20 protein-coding genes are annotated in these 20548 nt (G+C 68.7%); all 20 read left to right on the top strand.

Translation table 11 applies throughout. The annotated features are described in order from the left end of the window. The 20 genes from flgK (at window position 1) to fliP (ending at window position 19931) form a co-directional block, all read left to right on the top strand. Window positions 1-1875: a flagellar hook-associated protein FlgK gene (flgK, locus tag ACVCL3_RS15385; RefSeq protein ID WP_447099875.1), complete on the top strand. Its 1875-nt coding sequence runs from the start codon at window positions 1-3 to the stop codon at window positions 1873-1875. Between the two features lie 2 nt (window positions 1876-1877). After that, on the top strand, window positions 1878-3080 hold the full coding sequence (gene flgL / locus ACVCL3_RS15390) for a flagellar hook-associated protein FlgL (RefSeq protein ID WP_447099876.1): 1203 nt from the start codon (window positions 1878-1880) through the stop codon (window positions 3078-3080). Window positions 3081-3205: 125 nt separating this feature from the next. Next, window positions 3206-4642, top strand: coding sequence for a flagellin N-terminal helical domain-containing protein (locus ACVCL3_RS15395; RefSeq protein ID WP_447099877.1), 1437 nt, complete (start codon window positions 3206-3208; stop codon window positions 4640-4642). A gap of 65 nt (window positions 4643-4707) precedes the next feature. Then, window positions 4708-6102: a flagellar filament capping protein FliD gene (fliD, locus tag ACVCL3_RS15400; RefSeq protein ID WP_447099878.1), complete on the top strand. Its 1395-nt coding sequence runs from the start codon at window positions 4708-4710 to the stop codon at window positions 6100-6102. Window positions 6103-6117: 15 nt separating this feature from the next. Continuing rightward, the gene (gene fliS / locus ACVCL3_RS15405) at window positions 6118-6537 is read left to right on the top strand and encodes a flagellar export chaperone FliS (RefSeq protein ID WP_395119824.1); all 420 of its coding nucleotides are present in this window, start codon (window positions 6118-6120) and stop codon (window positions 6535-6537) included. Between the two features lie 3 nt (window positions 6538-6540). Beyond that, entirely contained in the window at window positions 6541-6843 is a 303-nt protein-coding gene (fliT, locus tag ACVCL3_RS15410) for a flagellar protein FliT (protein ID WP_447099879.1), read from the top strand. Between the two features lie 91 nt (window positions 6844-6934). Then, on the top strand, window positions 6935-7489 hold the full coding sequence (locus tag ACVCL3_RS15415) for a PilZ domain-containing protein (RefSeq protein WP_447099880.1): 555 nt from the start codon (window positions 6935-6937) through the stop codon (window positions 7487-7489). 387 nt (window positions 7490-7876) lie between these two features. Continuing rightward, window positions 7877-9301, top strand: a complete 1425-nt coding sequence (locus tag ACVCL3_RS15420; protein WP_447099881.1) for a sigma-54 dependent transcriptional regulator — start codon at window positions 7877-7879, stop codon at window positions 9299-9301. 172 nt (window positions 9302-9473) lie between these two features. Continuing rightward, complete coding sequence (gene fliE / locus ACVCL3_RS15425; protein ID WP_447099882.1) at window positions 9474-9800, top strand: flagellar hook-basal body complex protein FliE; 327 nt, start codon at window positions 9474-9476, stop codon at window positions 9798-9800. A gap of 44 nt (window positions 9801-9844) precedes the next feature. Continuing rightward, window positions 9845-11551 (top strand): flagellar basal-body MS-ring/collar protein FliF, encoded by a 1707-nt coding sequence (gene fliF, locus ACVCL3_RS15430; protein ID WP_447099883.1) that lies wholly within the window; start codon window positions 9845-9847, stop codon window positions 11549-11551. Between the two features lie 16 nt (window positions 11552-11567). Further along, the gene (gene fliG / locus ACVCL3_RS15435) at window positions 11568-12557 is read left to right on the top strand and encodes a flagellar motor switch protein FliG (RefSeq protein ID WP_447101540.1); all 990 of its coding nucleotides are present in this window, start codon (window positions 11568-11570) and stop codon (window positions 12555-12557) included. Further along, a complete protein-coding gene (locus ACVCL3_RS15440; protein WP_447099884.1) occupies window positions 12557-13204 on the top strand; it encodes a flagellar assembly protein FliH in 648 nt (215 codons plus the stop codon). Before fliG ends, ACVCL3_RS15440 begins: the two co-directional genes overlap by 1 nt. Before the next feature lie 207 nt (window positions 13205-13411). Further along, a complete protein-coding gene (fliI, locus tag ACVCL3_RS15445; RefSeq protein ID WP_395119817.1) occupies window positions 13412-14779 on the top strand; it encodes a flagellar protein export ATPase FliI in 1368 nt (455 codons plus the stop codon). After that, complete coding sequence (gene fliJ, locus ACVCL3_RS15450) at window positions 14776-15198, top strand: flagellar export protein FliJ (RefSeq protein ID WP_395119816.1); 423 nt, start codon at window positions 14776-14778, stop codon at window positions 15196-15198. The genes fliI and fliJ overlap by 4 nt, the downstream gene beginning before the upstream one ends. Window positions 15199-15280: 82 nt before the next feature. Next, window positions 15281-16441: a flagellar hook-length control protein FliK gene (locus ACVCL3_RS15455; RefSeq protein WP_447099885.1), complete on the top strand. Its 1161-nt coding sequence runs from the start codon at window positions 15281-15283 to the stop codon at window positions 16439-16441. A 359-nt stretch (window positions 16442-16800) separates the two neighbouring features. After that, a complete protein-coding gene (locus ACVCL3_RS15460) occupies window positions 16801-17295 on the top strand; it encodes a flagellar basal body-associated FliL family protein (protein WP_395119814.1) in 495 nt (164 codons plus the stop codon). Between the two features lie 15 nt (window positions 17296-17310). Beyond that, the gene (gene fliM, locus ACVCL3_RS15465; protein ID WP_395119813.1) at window positions 17311-18327 is read left to right on the top strand and encodes a flagellar motor switch protein FliM; all 1017 of its coding nucleotides are present in this window, start codon (window positions 17311-17313) and stop codon (window positions 18325-18327) included. Beyond that, window positions 18324-18668 (top strand): flagellar motor switch protein FliN, encoded by a 345-nt coding sequence (gene fliN, locus ACVCL3_RS15470; RefSeq protein ID WP_395119812.1) that lies wholly within the window; start codon window positions 18324-18326, stop codon window positions 18666-18668. Before fliM ends, fliN begins: the two co-directional genes overlap by 4 nt. A 7-nt stretch (window positions 18669-18675) precedes the next feature. After that, the gene (locus ACVCL3_RS15475; protein ID WP_447107237.1) at window positions 18676-19188 is read left to right on the top strand and encodes a FliO/MopB family protein; all 513 of its coding nucleotides are present in this window, start codon (window positions 18676-18678) and stop codon (window positions 19186-19188) included. A 14-nt stretch (window positions 19189-19202) separates the two neighbouring features. Then, window positions 19203-19931, top strand: coding sequence for a flagellar type III secretion system pore protein FliP (fliP, locus tag ACVCL3_RS15480; protein ID WP_395121227.1), 729 nt, complete (start codon window positions 19203-19205; stop codon window positions 19929-19931). The last annotated feature ends 617 nt before the right edge of the window (window positions 19932-20548 follow it).

Consider the following 20548-nt stretch of genomic DNA (forward strand, 5'->3'; position numbering starts at 1 on the left):
ATGGCTGACATGCTTTCGACCGGCGTGTCCGGGCTGCTCGCCTCGCAGATCGGGCTCAGCACGGTCAGCCACAACGTGGCCAACGTGAACACCGACGGCTACAGCCGCCAGGTGGTGTCGTTCGGCGCGCGCCTGCCCGAGGGCCAGGCGGGCTACTACGTCGGCACCGGCGTCAATACGGTGGCGGTGCAGCGTGCCTACAGCGAATTCCTCAACGCCTCGCTGTGGTCGGCCAGCTCGGGCCAGGGTCGTGCCAGCACGATGGCGGGCCTGACCGCCCAGCTCAACAACCAGCTGGCCGGCAGCAGCAACTTGCAGACGTCGCTGGACGGTTTCTACGGCGCGGTGCAGGACATGGCCAATGCGCCGTCGGATGCCGCCTCGCGCCAGGTGTTGCTGGACCGTGCCGGCGGCCTGGCGACCACGTTCCGTGCGTTGTCGGGGCAGTTCAGCCAGCTGTCCGGGCAGATCCAGCAGCAGATCGGCGACACCGTCGACGCGATCAATGTCGACACGCAGTCGATCGCCAAGCTCAACGAGAAGATCCGCTCGTTCTCCTCCACCGAAGGCATGCCGCCGGCCGACCTGCTCGACCAGCGCGATGCGTTGGTCAAGAAACTGGCCGGCGAGGTGGGCATCAGCGTGGTGCCGCAGAACGACAACACCATCAGCGTGTTCGCCGGCAACGGCCAGGCGCTGGTCACCGGCACCGAGGCGCATGCGCTGGGTACGGCCGCCAACGTCTACGACGCCACCCGCGTGGAAGTGGTGGGCGCCGGCAGCGGCAACGTGATCAGCGGGCGCATCGGCGGCGGTGCGCTGGGCGCGCTGCTGGATTTCCGCAGCAATGTGCTGGACCCGGCGCAGATCCAGCTCGGCCGCGCGGCGCAGGCGATGGCCAGCGCGTTCAACGCGCAGCATGCGCAGGGCGTGGATCTGCACGGCGACGTCGGCGGCCAGTTCTTCGCCGCCGCCGGGCCGACGGTGCAGGGCGCCTCGACCAACACCGGCAGCGGCACGGTCGCCGCCAGCATCACCGACATCGGGGCCCTGCCCGCCAAGGAATACGTGCTGAGTTTCGACGGCACGGCCTGGAGCATGCGCGATACCAGCGGCAATGCCGTGGCGCTCGGCGGCAGCGGCACCAGTGCGGACCCGTTCACCGCCGCGGGCCTCAGCTTGGTGGTCGGTGGCGGCGCCAGCGCGGGTGACAGCTTCCGCGTGCAGCCCAGCCGCGATGCCGCGGCCAGCTTCGCCGTGACCGTCGATCAGCCCGACCGGATCGCCGCCGCCGCGCCGTTCGTGGTCGCCGCCGGCGCCGGCAACACCGAGTCCGCCACGGCACGCGCCAGCATCGCCGACGGCAGCGACCCGGCGCTGTTCAACGCCTCCTCGATCGTGTTCAGCTCGGCCACCAGCTACAGCATCGACGGCGGCCCGGCGCAGACCTTCACCGCCGGCCAGCCGATCGTGCACAACGGCTGGAGCATGCAGCTCGATGGCGCGCCGCAGGCCGGCGACAGCTTCAGCCTCAAGGCCAACAGCAACGCGCAGGGCGACAACGCCAACGCGCTGATGCTGGGCAAGGTCGCCAATCTCGGCGTGCTCGACGGCGGCGTCACCAGCACCGGTCGCGCCTACAGCCAGCTGGTCGGTCAGGTCGGCAGCGCCGGCGCGCTGGCCAAGGACGAGCTGACCACGCAGACCGCGGTCTACAACCAGGCGATGGGCGCGCAGCAGAGCGTCTCCGGCGTGAACCTGGACGAGGAGGCCGCCAACCTGGTCCGTTACCAGCAGGCGTACCAGGCCTCGGCCCAGGTCATCAGCACGGCCAACAGCATTTTCAACGCGCTGCTCGGCGCGGTGCGGAGTTAACCATGCGCGTCTCCACCAGCTGGATCCAGCAGCAGTCCGTCGGCAGCATGATGAGCCGGCAGAGCGACCTGTCCGATCTCAACACGCAGCTCAGCACCGGCAAGCGGATCAACCAGCCGTCCGACGATCCGGTCGGCGCGGCGCGCGCGTTGGACATGTCGCACCTGATCGCCGACTCGGCGCAGTACCAGCGCAACATCACCTCGGCCAACGCGCGGCTGGGCCTGGAAGACCAGACCCTGTCCAACACCGGCAACGTGCTGCAGCGCGTGCGCACCTTGCTGCTGCAGGCGGCCAACGGCAGCCAGACCGACGGCAGCCGCGGCGACATCGCCGCCGAGCTGTCGCAGCTGCGCGCGCAGATGCTGGGCCAGGCCAACAGCACCGACGGCCAGGGCGAGTACATCTTTGCCGGCAATCGCACCGGCACGCAGCCGTTCGTCTCCGGCGATTCGGTCAGCTACCTGGGCGACGCCGGCCAGCGCATGGTCGCCGCCGGTCCCGGCCTGCAGGTCGCCACCGGCGATGCGGGCAGTGCGGTGTTCATGGACATCCCCACCGGCAACGGCACCTTCGCGGTGAGCGCCGCGGCGACCAACACCGGCTCGATGGTGGCCGGCGCCAGCAGCGTCAGCGATCCGTCGGCCAGTCCGTCGGCATGGGACGGTGGCGCGTACAGCATCGTGTTCACCGCGGCCGACGCGTACGAAGTGCGCGATGCCGGCGGCGCCGTGCTCGACAGCGGCAGCTACGATCCGGCCAAGGGCGGCAGCGTCACCTTCCGTGGTGCGCAGATCGCGTTCAGCGGTGCGCCCGCGGTCGGCGACAGCTTCGCCATCGGTGCCTCCGGCAAGCAGGACGTATTCACCACGCTGGACAACATCATCAAGACGCTGCGCACGCCCAACGGCGGCGACGCGCACATGCAGAACGCGCTCAATACCGAGTTCGCCAATCTCGACCAGGCGCTCGACTCCATCACGCGCACGCGCGGCCTGGTCGGCGCGCGCATGAACGCGCTGGATCAGCAGGGCGCGCTCAACGACGACCTCACCCTGCAGTACAAGACGTCGCTGTCGGACGTGCAGGATCTGAACTACTACGACGCGATCAGCCAGCTCGGTGCGCAGACCACGGCGCTGCAGGCCGCGCAGCAGACGTTCACCAAGATCCAGGGTTCAAAACTTTTCGATTATTTGCGTTGACAAGGCTCAAGTTTTGGTATGGCGAGTCGAAACAGTACACAAGGCGGATGCATTCAATGGTGAATCCCCGCCGGATTGTCTGAGCCGGCCACTGTCGGCATACCAACTCGATTCGGAGAATTCCCATGGTCATGAGCGTCAACACCAACATCAGCTCGCTGAATGCCCAGAAAAATCTGGCTGCCTCGCAGAGCAAACTCGCCACCGCGATCGAGCGCCTGTCCTCGGGCATGCGCATCAACAGCGCGAAGGACGATGCCGCCGGCCTCGCCATCTCGACCCGCTTCACCACCCAGATCAACGGCCTGAACCAGGCCGTCAGCAATGCCAACGACGGCATCTCGCTGGCGCAGACCACCGAGTCGGCGCTGAACGAGGTGACCAACAACATGCAGCGCATCCGCACGCTGGCCGTGCAGTCCGCCAACGCCACCAACTCCGACTCCGACCGCGCCGCGCTCGACGCCGAAGTGCAGCAGCGCCTGGCCGAGATCACCCGTATCTCGCAGCAGACCACCTTCAACGGCCGCCACGTGCTGGACGGCAGCTTCGGTTCGGCCGCGTTCCAGATCGGTGCCAACGTCGGCGAGACCATTTCGGTCAACCTGAGCCAGGGCGCGGGTGCGTCGCAGGTGGGCAAGATCGCCTCGGCCGCGAGCGCCACGGGCGTGTTCGTCGCGACGGCGGCTGCCGCTGCCACTGCCGGATCGGTCAGTGCCTCGGGTGTTGCCGACTGGACCACGGGCACGATCGCCTTCACGATCGGTTCCGATTCGGTCAGTGTCACCGCAAGCACCGACCAGACCACCACGCTGAGCGCGATCCAGGCCGCTCTGGACGGTGGCAGCAACAAGTACACGGTCGCCGCCGACGGCGCGAACGGGTTCAAGTTGACGGCCAAGACCGCCGGCGCCGATCCGATGACCGTCACTGGCGCCAGCGGTGCCACCTTTGCGGCTCCCACCGCAGGTACCGACGCCGTGGCCGTCGGCGACGCGACCCCGCTGACCCTGGCTGCCAACGAATTCACGCTGCAGGCCGGTTCGGGTTCGGCGGTGAGCATCGAAGGTACGTTCAACGACGCCGCTTCGCTGGCCGCCGCGATCAACGCCAAGGGCATCGCCGGTGTTTCGGCCTATGCCGACGCGACGACGGGTGTCCTGCACCTGGCCTCGCAGGAAGCGCTCACGGTCGGCGGCGCCAAGGGTACCGGCGTCCTCGGGTTCAGCGCCACGAACGCCGTTGGCGGCGACCTGGCCAGTGCCAACGTGAAGTCGGTGGCCGGTGCCAACGACACCATCAGCCGCATCGACTCGGCGCTGGGCACCATCAGCTCCATGCGCAGCGACCTGGGCGCGGTGCAGAACCGCTTCACCTCCACCATCGCCAACCTGCAGACCATTTCGCAGAACCTGAGCGCGTCGCGCAGCCAGATCCAGGATGCCGACTTCGCCGCGGAGACCGCGAACATGTCCAGCGCCAACATCCTGCAGCAGGCCGGCGTCTCGGTGCTGGCGCAGGCCAACGCCACTACGCAGAGCGTGTTGAAGCTCCTGCAGTAACTGCTTGACCCGGAACGGCCGCGGACAGCCCGCGGCCGTTTCCCTCATTACAGGAATCGACGTCCATGGCTATCACGGTAGGTTCGACCACACCCACCACGGGTTTGCTTACCTCCATGGGCGTGGGTTCCGGCCTGGATGTCGCCACGTTGGTGGACAAGCTGGTGGCCGCCAAAAAGGCGCCGCAGCAGAACCAGATCACCAACCAGGCCGCCCTGGCCAACACCCAATTGTCCAGCCTGGGCCAGATCGGCGCCGCGCTCTCCGCGCTGCAATCGGCCCTGGCCTCGATCACCGACGGCAGCGCCTTCAACGCGCGCACGGTGACCTCCGCCGACACCGACGTCCTCGGTGCCACGGCCTCCGGCTCCCCGGTCAGCGGCAGCTACAAGATCGACGTCACCCAGCTGGCCACCGCACTCAAGGCCTCCTCCGGCGCGTTCGCCGACAGCAGCGCCAAGGTGGGCACCGGCACGCTCACCCTCGCGGTGGATGGCCAGTCGATGAGCCTGGATCTCACCGACAGCAACAACTCGCTGGCCCAGGTTCGCGACGCCATCAACAAGGCCAGCGACAACCCCGGCATCAGCGCCACCATCGTCACCGGCACCGACGGCGCGCACCTGGTGCTCAGCGGAACCCGCACCGGCGCGGCCAACGGTTTCGTGGTGAGCAGCAGCGGCGGCGACGGCGGCCTGGCCGCACTCGACTACGACGCGGCCGCCGGCAGCGGCAACGCGCTGACCGTCATCACCGCCGCACAGGATGCCCAGTACAGCATCGACGGCGTAGCCGGCCACGGCGCCGGCAACAGCGTCAGCGGCGCCATCGACGGCCTGACCCTCAACCTGGTCGCTTCGGGCCAGACCACGCTGACCGTGGCCAACGACCCCAGCAAGGGCAGCAGCGCGCTGAGCAACCTGGTCAATACCTACAACAGTTTCGTGGGGATCTACCAGAACCTCACCAAGTACGACGCCACCAGTGGCACGGCCGGCGCCATGATCGGCGACGCCACCATCAACGGCATCAACAGCACGCTCTCGCGGCTGGTGGGCGGTGTGGTCAACGGCACCTCGCTGGCCGCGCTGGGCATCTCGCTGCAGGTGGACGGCACGCTGAAGCTGGACAACAGCAAGCTGACCCAGGCGATGAGCGACGGCGGCAAGCTCGCCAGCCAGCTGTTCGGCGGCGATACCGGCCTGGCCGCACAGTTGAACGGCCAGCTCGACCAGTGGGTCGGCCCCAACGGCACGCTGGCCGGCCGCACCAGCAGCATCAGCCAGCAGCTGAGCGCGTTGAAGGACCAGCAAGCCACGCTGGACAGCCGCATGGCCGACCTCACCGCGCGCTACCAGGCGCAGTTCACCGCGCTGGACACGTTGATGAGCAAGCTCAACAGCACCAGCAGCTACCTGCAGCAGCAGTTCGACGCGTTGAACAACATCAACAAGAAGTAAGGGCAGGAGACGATCATGGGATTCGGTTACGGCGCAGGCGCCTACCAGCAGGTTCGTTCGCACGGCGGCGTGGAGTCGGCCGACAAGCACGGCCTGATCACGTTGTTGATGGATGGCGCACTGGAGCGCCTGGTCAAGGCCCGCGCGCACATGATGCGCGGCGAGACGGGCCCCAAGGGCGAAACCATCAGCCGCTGCATCGAGATCCTCGGCGGCTTGCGCGATGCGCTCGACCGCAAGGCCGATCCGACCCTGGTCGACCGCCTCGATTCGCTCTACGAATACATGAGCCGGCGCCTGCTGCAGGCCAACCTGCGCGACGACGCCGGCATCATCGACGAGGTCAGCCGGCTGTTGCAGCAGGTGCGCGACAGCTGGGTGCAGATCGGCCCGTCGCCGGCAACCGCCCCCGTCGGTCGCGTGGCAGGCGCCTGAACCATGTCGCCGTCAACTTTCGAGGACAACTCGGCGTTGACCAGCGCGTTGGTGATTACCCGCGCGATGCTCGCCGCCGCGCGCGCGGAAGATTGGCAGCAACTGCTGCAGCTGGAAGAAGCGCGCGCCCCGCTGGTGCATCGCCAGCACCACCCCGACGCGGCCACCCAGGCCCAGCTCGGCCAGATCCTCGCCTGCGATCGCCAACTGCAGGCCCTGCTGGTGACGGCACGCGATGCGCTTGCCCACCAGTGGCAGCGCGAGCGTGACCGGGCCCAGGCCATCGCAGCCTACGCGCAGGCCTGAATCGCCCGGCGATGTCATCATGCACGGCAGATGGCCCGCGCCATGCAGGCCTTGCCGCCAAGGCCGACAGCCGATATCCGGGAGCCGCACGATGAACAACGCCAGCTGGAACGAGTTCGAGCAGCGGGTCAGCGTCGAGGAACTGCTGCACGTGGCGATCGAGCCGCTGGCCTGGCCGATGCCGCAGGCGCTGGCGCTGGCGCTGGCCGAGCGCAACGGCAATGCGCTGGCGGCGATCGCGGCGCTGGAAGAACGCCGTGTCGAGACGCCCGACGACGACAATCCGCTGGTGCAGGAAATGCGCCGCATGGATGCCAAGCTCACCGCGCTGGTGGACATCGTCAACCGCCTGCTGGTGCCGCCCGGCACGCTGCCGGTACAGCGCCTGGTGCGCTTCAACGCACGTGGCGCGGTGCTCGCTGCGGACGTCGCGTTGCCGGGCGACGCAGTGCTGCTGGGCCTGCGTTTCGAGCATTGCCGCAGTCTTCCGCTGGAGTTGCCGGCGCTGCGCGAAAAGCAATTCGACGATGGTCGAACCTTCGTCGCTTTCACCTCGCTGAGCGACGCGCAAAGTGACGCAATTGAGCGCCTCGTTTTTCGTCATCATCGACGCAAAGTGGCAGAAGCGCGCCAGCTTCCCGGTTGAGTTCGCCGACCCCCGCCGCCGCGGGCGCGGATGCGCCGTCGGCGTCGCGAGACCCAGTTCACACTATTGAGAACTCGCGTGCAGGAAAACCCTCACGCGCCGTCAGCGATTTTGCGCCCCGCCGAGCTCCGCCGACCCCGCACGATCGCAGACGAATGCCGGCGCAAACGTTCGGCATCAAACGTTTACATGCGACATCTCGAACCGGGTCTGGAAATTTTCACGGAGCGGGTGGCCGATCTGCGTCATTTTGTCGGCGCCCCGTGCGCCAGAAACTGGCCTCCTTGTTGCAACCGGTCCATCAGCCCGGCGACGACTTGCCGACGGTGACAAAAAATGGCCATGCCGGAAGTTGGGTACGCCAACGATGCAAGACGGAGAGTAGAGATGCAGCAATTCGATTTCCTGGTGATTGAATCCGATGCGGCGCGAGTCAATGCCGTGATGTCGGCGCTCCACTTCCTGGGCTACCACCCCCAGCACGGCGCGCAGTGCACCGACACCAGCGAGTCCACCCCTGACTGGCGCGCGGTCTACGTCGGCGGCATCGACGACGCGGCCGAAGCCGAGCGGCAGTTCGCGCTGCTCGGCGCCAGCGCCGCGCACATTCCGGTGTTGCTGGCCGAAGATTCGCCCTGGGCGCAGCGGCTGGGCGCGGCGAAATCCCCGTTCGCCGGCCGCACCGCCACGCTGGCTTTCCCGCTCAGCTACGAGAAGCTCACCGAGGCGCTGCGCAATGTCTATGCGCGTCTGCTCGGCGGGCGTTCCGGCGGGCTGCGCTTCGTCGGCGACTCCGCGCCGATGGTGCGGGTCAACGGGCTGATCCGCCAGGTGGCGCCGTTCGACTCCAACGTGCTGGTGCTGGGCGAATCGGGCACCGGCAAGGAGATGGTCGCCCGCGCGATCCACGAACATTCCCCGCGCCGCGGCAAGCCGTTCGTGGCGATCAACTGCGGCGCGATCCCGCCCGAGCTGCTGGAAAGCGAGCTGTTCGGCCACGAGAAGGGCGCCTTCACCGGCGCGATCAGCGCCCGCAAGGGCCGCTTCGAGATGGCCGAGGGCGGCACCCTGTTCCTCGACGAGATCGGCGACATGAGCCTGCCGATGCAGGTGAAGCTGCTGCGCGTGCTGCAGGAGCGCGCCTACGAGCGCGTCGGCGGCAACAAGACGCTGCACTGCGACGTGCGGATCATCGCCGCCACCCATCGCAACCTGGAGCAGGCGATCGCCGAGGATCGTTTCCGCGAGGATCTCTATTACCGCCTCAGCGTGTTCCCGCTGGAGCTGCCGTCCCTGCGCGAGCGGCTGGACGACCTGACCACCCTGATCGCCGAGTTCAACCTGCGCGGCGCGCGCCGCGGCCTGGGCGTGGTGCGCTTCAGCACCGGCGCGATGCAGTCGCTGCGTGCCTACGCTTGGCCGGGCAACGTGCGCGAGCTGTCCAACCTGGTCGAGCGCATGGCGATCCTGTTCCCGCACGGCGAAGTGCGCAGCAGCGACCTGCCGGCGAAATACCGCGGCGCCCCGCTGGTCGGCGACGAACACGGCGCCACGGCGCTGGCGATGATGAGCGAAGAGCACGCGATCGCCGGCATTGCGCTGCAACCGGCCGGCGAATCCGAACGCCTGCTGCCGGAAGAAGGCCTCGACCTGAAGGATCACCTGGCCGACATCGAAGTCGGCCTGATCCGCCAGGCACTGGACGCCACTGGCGGCGTCGTCGCCCACGCCGCCCGCCTGCTTCACATGCAACGCACCACCCTGGTCGAAAAACTGCGCAAGTACGGGCTGCAGAGCAGCCTGGCCGCCTGAGGGCAGGGAACAGGGAATAGGGAATAGGGAATAGGAAAACTCGAAGGCGGACGCAGCAGCTTTTGCACTTGCGATTCCCTATTCCCTATTCCCACCCCCACTGGCACGCCTCCTGCAACACCACCTCGAAACCCCGCCACGCGTCGGGAATACGTCATGAGGACGCACCGCGATGAGCACGATCGACGTCAACAACCTGCTTTCACAGATGCGCCAGATGACGGCGCAGGTGCGCGCGCCGGCGGCAGTGGCCAAGGCCGTGCCGGTGGCGGGACAGCCGGACTTTTCGTCGGTGTTGAAGGAGTCGGTGTCGGCGGTGGGGCGCAGCCAGATGGAGGCCGGTCGCATGGCCGCCAGTTTCGAGCGCGGCGATCCGGGCGCGGACCTGGGCCGCACCATGATCGCGGTGCAGAAGGCCGATCTCTCGCTGCGCACGATGGTCGAGGTGCGCAACAAGATGGTCGATGCGTACAAGGAAATCATGAACATGCCGGTCTGATCCCGGCGCCTCGCTGACCCCGCTTACCCCACACGAGCAACACCATGGCCGACAACGCCATCGCAGCCCGCGACAACGACGCGGCGCGACCGGACCCCTTCAAGCAGATCGCCCGCAGCCCGGCTGCGCGCCAGATGCTGCTGCTGGTGGCGATCGCTGCGGCGGTGGCGCTGGGCGTGGCGGTGGTGCTGTGGTCGCGCGGGCCGAACTACGGCCTGCTGTATGCCGGGCTCGACCAGAAGGACGCCGCCGCGGTGGCGCAGGAGCTGCAGGCGGGCAACACGCCGTTCCAGTTGAGTGCGGACGGCTCCTCGATCATGGCACCGGCCGCCGACCTGGCCGGCCTGCGCCTGAAGCTGGCCAGCAAGGGCCTGCCGCGCGGCAGCGCCACCAGCAGCGTGATGCCGGCGTCCGATTCGCCGTTCGGCATGAGCGACCTGGCCGAACGCACCCGCTACCAGCAGATGCTGGAGAGCGATCTCAGCGCCACCATCGGCGGCCTGCAGTCGGTGCGCGCCGCGCGCGTGCACCTGGCGATGGCCAAGCCGTCGGCGTTCATCCGCGACAACCGCGAAGCCAGCGCCTCGGTGCTGGTCACGCTCTATCCCGGCCGCCAGCTCGATGCCGGCCAGGTCGCCGCGATCGTGCACCTGGTCGCCTCCAGCGTGCCCGGGCTCGACGCGCGGGAGGTGTCGGTGGTCGATCAGCAGGGCCAGTTGCTGACCACCGATCCGAGCAGCCCGGCCGCCGTCGGCGACGATCGCCTGCGCATGGCCACGCGCATCGAGAACACCTACGCGCAGCGCATCGAGGAGCTGCTCACCCCGCTGGTCGGCCCCGGCCGCGTGCGCGCGCAGGTGTATGCGGATCTCGATTTCAGCCAGTCGGAAAAGGCCACCGAAACCTACGGCCACGATCACCCGGCGCTGCGCAGCGAGCAGACCAGCAGCGAGCGGCGCGGCGGCGGTGCCGCGGGCGGCGGCATCCCCGGCGCACTGAGCAACCAGCCGCCCAGCCTGGTGGCGCAGCCCACCGCGGCCAACCCCGATGCCGGCAAGGCGAACCCGTCCGCCGCCGCATCCAGCGCCACGGTGGCCAGCGGCGACGTGTCCAGCAGCGCCACGCGCAACTTCGAACTCGATCGCACCATCAGCCACATCAGCGACCCGGCCGGACGACTGGCCCGGCTCACCGTGGCCGTGGTGCTGGACAACAAGCTCGCCGACAAGGGGCCGGCCACCGCCGGCAGCGCCGCCGCCGCGGCTTCCGCCGGCGTGCCCTTCACCGCGCAGGAACTGGAGCGGCTCACCGAGCTGACCAAGAACGCGGTGGGCTTCGACGCCGCGCGCGGCGACAGCGTCAGCGTGGTGAACCAGCCGTTCCAGCGGCCGGTGGCGCCCGAGGCGCTGCCCGAGCCGCCGCTGTGGGAGCGCCCCGGCGCGATGGATCTGATCAAGCAGGGCATCGGCGTGCTGATCGCCTTGCTGGTGGCGTTCGGCCTGCTGCGCCCGCTGCTGCGCGGCGTGACGCGCGGCACGTCCAATGCCAAGGCGCTGCCCGCGCCGAGGCCGCAGATTTCGGTACGCGTGGCCGATGAGCCGGAGGCCGATGGCCAACCGGCGCGGCTTGCCGGTGCCACGCCCGCGCTCGAGTACGAACAACGCATCGGCCAGGCTCGCCGCCTGGTCGGCGAAAACTCCAGGCAAGTGGCGCAGGTCGTGAGGAACTGGGTAAGCGAAGATGGCAACTAACCAACATGACGCGCCGATCACCGGTGCCCAGCGTGCGGCGATCCTGCTGCTGACCCTGGGCGAGCAGGACGCCGCCGAGGTGCTCAAGCACCTCAGCGCCCGCGACGTGCAGACCATCGGCACCGCGATGGCCGCGCTGACCAGTGTCAGCCGCGAACACGTGACCAAGGCGCTGGACAAGCTAGACGAGGACATCGGGCGGCAGACCTCGCTCGGCGTGGGCACCGAGGAATACATCCGCAAGATCCTGGTGAACGCGCTGGGCGAGACCAAGGCCGGCGGCCTGATCGACCGCATCCTGCTCGGGCGTTCCAGCAAGGGCCTGGAATCGCTCAAGTGGATGGAAAGCCGCGCCATCGCCGAGATGATCAACCAGGAGCACCCGCAGATCATCGCGCTGGTGCTGGCGCACCTGGAACCGGACCAGGCCGCCGAGGTGATCGGCTACCTGCCGCCGCGCGTGCGTTCCGACGCGGTGATGCGCATCGCCACGCTCGACGGCGTGCAGCCGCATGCGCTGAACGAGCTGGACGAAATCATGGAGCGCCAGTTCTCCGGCGGCTCCAAGAAACTCAAGTCCGCCAGCGTCGGCGGGCTGAAGGCTGCCGCCGACATCCTCAACGCGATGGAAGGCAGCCGCGAGACCGAGCTGATGTCGGCCATCCGCAGCCAGGACGAAGCGCTGGGCGAGAAGATCGAAGACCTGATGTTCGTGTTCGAGGACCTGGTGGAGCTGGACGACCGCGGCATGCAGGTGCTGCTGCGCGAAGTGCCGTCGGCCACGCTGATCACGGCGTTGAAGGGCGCCGAGCCGGAGATCCGCGAAAAGATCTTCGCCAACATGTCCAAGCGCGCCGCCGACATGATGCGCGACGACCTCGAGGTGAAGGGGCCGGTGCGATTGAGCGAAGTCGACGCGGCGCAGAAGGAAGTGCTGGGCATCGCCCGCAAGCTGTCCGACGCGGGCCAGCTCAGCCTTGCCGCCGGCGGGGATGAGTTCGTCTGATGGTCGCCGTGTTCCACAGCGCGACCCAGGATTTCCGGCGCTGGGAATTGCCGGAGGTGGGCAACGACCACCCGCATCGTCGCGCAACCGATCCGCCCGCCCCGCAACCGACCGTGCGCGAGCTGGAGGCGCTGCATCAGCAGGCGCGTGGCGAAGGCTTTGCCGCCGGCCACGCCGAGGGCCTGGCCGCGGGCCAGCAGCAGGTGCGCGAGCAACTGGCCCGGCTCGCCGCGCTGTGCGACGCCGTCGCCCGTCCGCTGCAGTCGCTCGACGAACAGGTCGAGAAGGAACTGGCGCGGCTGGCCACGGTGATCGCGCGCCGGGTCATCGTGCGCGAATTGAAACTCTCCCCCGAGCTGATCGTGCAAGCCGTGCGCCAGGCCGCGACCGCGCTGCCCGCCGCCGCCCGCGAGCTGCGCGTGCACGTGCACCCGGACGACCTGGCCCTGCTGCATGACCTCGGCGCGGTCGAAAGCCACTGGCAACTGCTCGCCGATCCCGCCCTGGCGCGCGGCGACTGCCGCCTGGAAAGCGAGCGCTCGCGGCTGGATGCGCGGGTGGATGCCCGCCTGGCCGCGGTGGTCGATGCCGTGCTCGGCGACGACGCCGGTGACGAGGTTGTTGCAGCAGGGGAGGGCGATGCATGAGTCCTGTCTCCCGTCAACGCCCCCCGCACCCCGCCGGAAACTCCCTTTCGTCGTTCCAGCGAAAGCTGGAACCCAGCGTCTCCGAAGCACCGGAAAGGCGCTGGGTCCCGGCTTTCGCCGGGATGACGGCAGGATCACCGACGCCATCCGATGGCGACAACCCCCTCTCACTTCCCACCACTCACTCCTCACTCCTCGTTCCCGTCCATGACGCCTGAATCCGCCATCGCCGCACGCCGCCAGACGTGGCAGCAGAAGCTGGCACGGCGGCGCAGTCTCGCCGAGACCGCGCGCACGCTGGTGGTCGAGGGCAGCTTGCGTCGGGTGGTCGGCCTCACCCTGGAGGCCGAGGGTTGCGAGGCCGCGCTGGGCGCGCGTTGCCTGGTCGACACCGCCGACGGCGCCACGCTGGATACCGAAGTGGTCGGCTTCGCCGACGAGCGCCTGCTGCTGATGCCGGTGGGCGACATGCACGGCGTGTTGCCGAATGCGCGGGTACGCCCGTGCGCGCGCAGCGGCGGCCTGCCGGTGGGCGCGGGCCTGCTCGGCCGCGTGATCGGCGCCGACGGCGTGCCGCTGGACGGGCACGGTCCGCTGGAATCGGACGAGCAGGCCGCGCTCAAGGCCGAGCCGATCAACCCGATGGCGCGCAAGCCGATCGACACCCCGCTGGACACCGGCGTGCGCGCGATCAATGCGCTGCTTACCGTCGGCCGTGGCCAGCGCCTGGGCCTGTTCGCCGGCTCCGGCGTGGGCAAGTCCACCCTGCTCGGCATGATGACCAAATACACCAACGCCGACGTGGTGGTGGTGGGGCTGATCGGCGAACGCGGCCGCGAAGTGAAGGAGTTCGTCGAACACACGCTGGGCGAGGAAGGCCGCCGCCGCGCGGTGATCGTTGCCGCGCCCGCCGACGCGCCGCCGCTCAAGCGCCTGCGCGGCGCGCAGTACGCCACGGCGATCGCCGAGTGGTTCCGCGACCGCGGCCAGCGCGTGCTGCTGCTGATGGATTCGCTCACCCGCTACGCCCAGGCGCAGCGCGAGATCGCGCTGGCGATCGGCGAGCCACCGGCGACCAAGGGTTATCCGCCGTCGGTGTTCGCGATGATGCCGGCGCTGGTCGAGCGTGCCGGCAACGATGCCGACGGCAAGGGTTCGATCACCGCGTTCTACACCGTGCTCACCGAGGGCGACGACTATCGCCACGACCCGATCGCCGATGCGGCGCGCGCGATCCTGGACGGCCATATCGTGCTCTCGCGCGACCTCGCCGAAGCCGGCCATTACCCGGCCATCGACATCGAGGCCTCGATCAGTCGCGTGATGCCGGCGGTCGCCACGCGCGAGCACATGCGCAGCGCGCAGCGCTTCCGCCAGGTCTATTCCGCCTATCGCCAGCAACGCGACCTGATCGCGGTGGGCGCCTACCAGAAGGGCTCCGACCCGCAGGTGGACCAGGCCATCGAGATGTGGCCGCAACTGCGTGCGTTCCTGCAGCAGGAAGTGGACGAACCGATCACCCTCGACCAGGCCATCGAACGCCTGGCCGCGCTGGCCGAACAGGTGCATGAATGAGTTCCCGCGCCGAACGATTGCAGCCGGCCGTGGACCAGGCCCGCCAGCGCAGCGAGGATGCGCTGGCCCGTTTCGCCGCGCAGCAGCAGCAACTGGCGCGCGCCGAACACCAGCTGAGCGAACTGCATCGCTATCGCGACGAATACGCCAACGGCGGCGACGCCGCCTCCAGCGTCAGCGCCATGCTCAACCGGCAGGCCTTCGTGCAGCGCATCGACCAGGCGATCACCCAGCAGGTGGCCGAGGTCGCCCGCCAGCAGCGCCAGCTGGAGCTGGTGCGCGCGGACTGGACCCACAGCCACGCCCGCGAGAGCGCGCTGGACAGCGTGGTCGCCCATCACGTCGAGAACGAACGCCGCGCCGAGGAACGCCGCGAGCAGGCCGAGCTCGACGAACGTTTCCAGCACCGGCGGCCGTGATGCGTCGCGCCCGCCGATCCCGCCTCGGCCACGTGCCTGCGTCTCCGCGCGGCCGTGTTGTCCCGCCAGGAGCCTTCATGCCATGACTGCCACCCACGTCGGATCGTTGTCCGCTTCCACGGTCGCCGCGAAGACGGCCGCGAACACGGGTACGCCGGAGTCGCCGGGCACGGCACCGTTCCACCAGCGCCTGCAGGACGCGCGCGGGCAGGGCGGTTCCCCCGCCCGCGATGCGCACGATGCGCGCCCGCAGCGCGGCCCGGACCCGGGGCGCGACCGTCGCGACGATCCCTCGCCGAAGGGGCCGGACGCGCAGCTGTCGTCCGCCGCCGCTCGCCTGGATACATCGCGCGACGCTGTCACGCCGCCGCCGGCTGCCGACGCCACCGCTCCCACGCTGCCGGTCGCCGCGCCGCCGCCACCGCCACCGCCCAAGGCGATTGCCGACGTGGCCACCGTCGAACCCGCCGGTGGCAAGGACGACGACACCGATACGGGCGCCACTGCCCTGGTCGAAGCGATGCTTGCCTTGATCGCTCCCGCGCCAGTCCATCCCGCCGCACCTGCCGGCAGCGTCGCGACCGGCATCGTCGACGCCACGGCGGCACGGCTGGCCGCCGCACAGGCCGGGCTTGCCGCACTCGGCCAGGCCGGAGCAAGCGCCGCGCCCGCCGCGCCTGCCGTCGACCCCGCCGTCATGGCCGCGACCACCACCGTCCCTGCCGCCGAACTGCTGAAGCTCGACCCGGACGCCACCCGCGAAACGGTGCGACTCGACCCCGCCCCCGGCGCGGCGCCCGTCATCACCCAGACCGCGGCGACAGTGGCGCCGACTGCCGCGCCGGTGCCGGTGGCCCCTGCACACGCCTTCGCGCAGGAGCTGGGCCAGCAGCTGGCCTGGTTCGTCGGCCATGACGTCAAGCAGGCGCGCATCCGCCTGCATCCGGAAGAGCTGGGTTCGCTCGACCTGAAGATCAGCGTGCAGCACAACCGTGTCGACGTGGTGTTGCAGGCCCAGCATCCCGGCGCCGTCACTGCCGTGCAGCAGGCTCTGCCCCAGCTCGACCAGATGCTCGCCCGCCACGGCTTGTCGCTCGGCCACGCCGACGTGGGCCAGCACGATCGCGGCGGCCAGGCCGGCCATCGCGGACAGGGCGACGAGATCGCCGCCATCGACGAAGTCACCGGCCCCGGCCAGACCGTCCCGCTGACCCAGCTCGGGCTCGTCGACGCCTTCGCCTGAAGCGCTCCCGCGTAGGGCGGGCACCGCCCGCCGGCTTTGGCCATCCCGCATCGCCATGGCGGTGCGGGATGGCGCGACGAGAGCCGGCGGGCGGTGCCCGCCCTACGCCTGAATCCCGATCCGCGCGGTTTGCACTTCCGCGAACAAGCGTGGCGCGCCGCCCATTTTTCGCAGGAGCGCCGCAGACACCCCGTCGGGATGGCGCCGCGCCACCGCTCCGGCACGCGTCAAGAAAGCGCCGCCCACGCCTGAAAACCACGCAAATGCATGAATAAAAACATGTATTTGTGATGGCACGCGGATTGCTTTCCATCTCGCAAGCCGGCGACGGCAGCCCCGATCCCCACACGAGATTCTCCATGAGCGACGACGAAGCACCCGAGGTAGTGGAAGACGAAGAGCTGGTACCGAGCCGGCGTTCGCCCTTGCTGATCGGAATCGTGGCGGTGCTGCTCGTCGCGCTGGCCGGCGGCGGCTACTACTGGCAATCGCATCGCGCCGGGTCGGACAAGCAGGCGAAGGCGGAGGCGAACAAGCCGGAGATTTTCCTGGCGATGGACCCGGCGTTCGTGGTCACCCTGCGCGATGGCGATGCGCTGCGTTACCTGCAGGTGGGCGTGACCCTGATGGCGCACGACCAGCAGGCCATCACGGTGGCCAAGGACGTCGACCCGATCCTGCGTGACGGGCTGGTTTCGCTGTTCAGCAGCCAGAAGTTCGAGACGGTCAGCGAGACCGCCGGCCGCGAGAAGCTGCAGGCCGACGCGCTGGCCGAGGTGCGCAAGGTGGTCGGCAAGCGGCTCGGCCGGCCGGGCATCGACGCGCTGTATTTCACCAGCTTCGTGATCCAGTAGGCGGGAGCCACGGCCATGAGCGACCTGCTTTCCCAGGACGAAATCGATGCGCTGATGGATGGCGTCACCGGCGGCACGGTGGCCACCGGCAGCGACGAACCGCTGCCGCCGGATGCGGTGATCAGCTACGACTTTACCCAGCAGGACCGCATCGTGCGCGGCCGCCTGCCCACGCTGGAGATGGTCAACGACCGCTTCGCGCGGTTCTTCCGCACCGCGCTGTTCGGCGTGCTGCGCAAGACGTGCGAGGTCTCGGTGCTGGGCGTGAAGATGGTGAAGTTCGCCGAGTACGTGCACGGCCTGGCGCTACCCAGCAACTTGAACATGGTGCGCATCAAGCCGCTGCGCGGCAACGCGCTGGTGGTGTTCGAGCCGCGCCTGGTGTTCACCGTGATCGACAATTTCTTCGGCGGCGACGGCCGCTTCCACGCGCGCATCGAGGGCCGCGACTTCACTGCGACCGAGAATCGCGTGATCCAGATCATGCTCGCCGAACTGTTCGGCGCGATGGCCGAGGCGTGGGCGCCGGTGCTGGCGCTCAACTTCGAGTACCTCAACTCGGAGATCAACCCGCAGTTCGCCAACATCGTCAGTCCCACCGAGACGGTGGTGGTGTCGCGCTTCCACGTCGAACTGGACGGCGGCGGCGGCGAAGTCCACCTGACCATGCCCTACGCGATGGTCGAACCGATCCGCACCCTGCTCGACGCCGGCGTGCAGAGCGACCGCATGGATGGCGACGACCGCTTCGCCGAGATGCTGCGCGAGGAAGTGCTCGACGCCGAGGTCGACGTGAGCTCGCTGCTGCTGGAGGCGCAGCTGAGCCTGGGCCAGTTCCTGCACTTGCGCCCCGGCGACGTGATCCCCGTGCAGCTGCCCGAGCTGACCACCGTGTATGCCGAGGACGTGCCGGTTTTCCGCGGCCGCTACGGCCAGTCCAACGGCCGCAACGCCGTGCGTTTCCATGTCCCGGCCGGTCGTCGCGAGCGACAGGCAGCCACCGATCCCTCCACCCGGAAGAACCTCTCATGAACCAGTCTGCAGATGCCTTCGCCGATGCCGGCGAGCGCGTTCAATTCGATGCCCTGCACGGGGCCGCGGCCGATGGCGGCGACGTCAACCTCGACATGATCCTCGACGTGCCGGTGACCCTGGCGATGGAAGTCGGTCGCACCCGCATCAGCATCCGCAACCTGCTGCAGCTCAACCAGGGCTCGGTGGTGGAACTGGACCGCGCCGCCGGCGAGCCGCTGGACGTGTTCGTCAACGGCACCCTGGTGGCGCACGGCGAGGTGGTGGTGATCAACGAGAAGTTCGGCATCCGCCTGACCGACGTGATCAGCCCCGCCGAGCGCGTGCGCAAGTTGCGGTGACAGCGCCGTGAATTCGCCCTTCGACAGGCTCAGGACAGTGAAACCGGATCGCGCAGGCAGGATGCCGGAGCGAACATCGGCGCAGCCGATGGCCCGCAGGGCGAGCCGCCGATGCGGCGAGTCAATCGGGAATCGGATTGTCGCGGCCCTGGCGCCGGCAGCGTTGCCCGCCGCCGACATCAACGTGGGCGGCGAACTGTTGCGGGTGATCGTCAGCCTGGTGGCGATCATCGCGATGATTCTCGTCGCCGGTTGGGTCACGCGTCGGTTGCAGCGTCGGCCGGGCGGCGGCGGGCGGCGCATCCGCTGCGTGGAATCGTTCGCCGTGGGCGCGCGCGAGCGCCTGCTGCTGCTGGACGCCGACGGCAAGCGGCTGTTGATCGGCACCGGCCCCGGTGGCATGCGCACCCTGCATGTCTACGACGGCGAGGCGCCGCGCGACATCGTTCCGGCGGCATCGAACGAGCCGCTCAAACCCGTGTTCGGCGATCTGCTGGCGCGACTGAAGGTGCGCTCGTGAGCGCGCGGCACTGGATCATCGGCGGCGCGCTGCTGCTGTTGCCGCTGGCCACCCTGGCGGCCACGCCGGGCATTCCGCTGGTGAACGTGCAACCGGCCGCCGACGGCAGCCAGAGCTGGACGCTGTCGCTGCAGATGCTGGCGCTGATGACGGCGCTGACGCTGCTGCCGGCGATCGCGCTGATGATGACCTCGTTCACCCGCATCATCATCGTGCTCGGCTTCCTGCGCCAGGCGCTTGGCACGCAGTCCACGCCGCCCAACCAGGTGCTGCTGGGGCTGGCGCTGTTCCTCACCCTGTTCGTGATGTCGCCCGTGCTCACCCGCGCCTACGACGACGGCATCAAGCCCTACATGGATGGCCAGATCACCGCCGAGCAGGCGCTGCCGGCGGCCTCCGCACCGTTCAAGCATTTCATGCTCGAGCAGACCCGCGACGCGGACCTGCAGCTGTTCACCCGCCTGGCCAAGGAGAAACCCTATGCCAGCAAGGCCGACGTGCCGTTCAAGGTGGCGATGCCGGCGTTCCTCACCAGCGAGCTGAAGACCGCGTTCCAGATGGGCTTCCTGCTGTTCATCCCGTTCCTCATCATCGACCTGGTGGTGGCCAGCGTGCTGATGTCGATGGGCATGATGATGGTCTCTCCGATGATCATCTCGCTGCCATTCAAGATCATGCTGTTCGTGCTGGTGGATGGCTGGACACTGCTGCTGGGCACGCTGGCGGGGAGCTTCTACACGTGAGCGCGTGTTCGCCGACCGCCGTGGGCTCTGGCTACTTTGTAGGAGCGCACCCTGTGCGCGATGCTCTTGCGCTTGTTGCATTCAAAGGCAAGAGCTTTCGTCTGCCTGCGGCAGTCGAGTCACTTTCTCTTTGCGTGGCCACGCGCACGCAGGAGCGTGCGCGAACAGCGAAGCTGGCCCGAAGGGCGGAGGGCATGGATGCCCGGAGTCAAGAGAAAGTAACCAAAGAGAAAGGCCACCCCGCTTTCGCGCCTGACGGACATCCTGTCCATCAGGTCCGCGTGCGGGCTACGGGGTTTGTCGACAGGGCATCCTGCCCTGACGCCAAACTGGTTCGCATCCATGCGAACCACCCTGCGGGCTTTCCTACGCCCGCCCGCCGCTGCAGAGGGGCCCCGGGTAGAGCAGCGGGCCATCCTGGCCCGCACTTTTCAGAACGGCCAGATCAAGAGCAGCGCTGCGGCGAACCTGGGATCTGCTCTGGCTCCGGCTCTGGTTTTTGCTTTTCCGCTTTATCACCGAGTGCGGGCCACGATGGCCCGCTGCTCTCCCGGGGCCCCTGTGCGGCGGTGAGTCGGGGACGACAGGCCGCGCAGCGGGAGTCGACAGGGATGTCG

This window comes from Rhodanobacter sp. UC4437_H4 (assembly GCF_052978425.1).

Bases quoted from the DNA above. Each gene is read 5' to 3' on its own strand.
- flgK (WP_447099875.1), top strand. From the start codon at position 1: ATGGCTGACATGCTTTCGACCGGCGTGTCCGGGCTGCTCGCCTCGCAG.
- flgL (WP_447099876.1), top strand. From the start codon at position 1,878: ATGCGCGTCTCCACCAGCTGGATCCAGCAGCAGTCCGTCGGCAGCATG.
- ACVCL3_RS15395 (WP_447099877.1), top strand. From the start codon at position 3,206: ATGGTCATGAGCGTCAACACCAACATCAGCTCGCTGAATGCCCAGAAA.
- fliD (WP_447099878.1), top strand. From the start codon at position 4,708: ATGGCTATCACGGTAGGTTCGACCACACCCACCACGGGTTTGCTTACC.
- fliS (WP_395119824.1), top strand. From the start codon at position 6,118: ATGGGATTCGGTTACGGCGCAGGCGCCTACCAGCAGGTTCGTTCGCAC.
- fliT (WP_447099879.1), top strand. From the start codon at position 6,541: ATGTCGCCGTCAACTTTCGAGGACAACTCGGCGTTGACCAGCGCGTTG.
- ACVCL3_RS15415 (WP_447099880.1), top strand. From the start codon at position 6,935: ATGAACAACGCCAGCTGGAACGAGTTCGAGCAGCGGGTCAGCGTCGAG.
- ACVCL3_RS15420 (WP_447099881.1), top strand. From the start codon at position 7,877: ATGCAGCAATTCGATTTCCTGGTGATTGAATCCGATGCGGCGCGAGTC.
- fliE (WP_447099882.1), top strand. From the start codon at position 9,474: ATGAGCACGATCGACGTCAACAACCTGCTTTCACAGATGCGCCAGATG.
- fliF (WP_447099883.1), top strand. From the start codon at position 9,845: ATGGCCGACAACGCCATCGCAGCCCGCGACAACGACGCGGCGCGACCG.
- ACVCL3_RS15440 (WP_447099884.1), top strand. From the start codon at position 12,557: ATGGTCGCCGTGTTCCACAGCGCGACCCAGGATTTCCGGCGCTGGGAA.
- fliI (WP_395119817.1), top strand. From the start codon at position 13,412: ATGACGCCTGAATCCGCCATCGCCGCACGCCGCCAGACGTGGCAGCAG.
- fliJ (WP_395119816.1), top strand. From the start codon at position 14,776: ATGAGTTCCCGCGCCGAACGATTGCAGCCGGCCGTGGACCAGGCCCGC.
- ACVCL3_RS15455 (WP_447099885.1), top strand. From the start codon at position 15,281: ATGACTGCCACCCACGTCGGATCGTTGTCCGCTTCCACGGTCGCCGCG.
- ACVCL3_RS15460 (WP_395119814.1), top strand. From the start codon at position 16,801: ATGAGCGACGACGAAGCACCCGAGGTAGTGGAAGACGAAGAGCTGGTA.
- fliM (WP_395119813.1), top strand. From the start codon at position 17,311: ATGAGCGACCTGCTTTCCCAGGACGAAATCGATGCGCTGATGGATGGC.
- fliN (WP_395119812.1), top strand. From the start codon at position 18,324: ATGAACCAGTCTGCAGATGCCTTCGCCGATGCCGGCGAGCGCGTTCAA.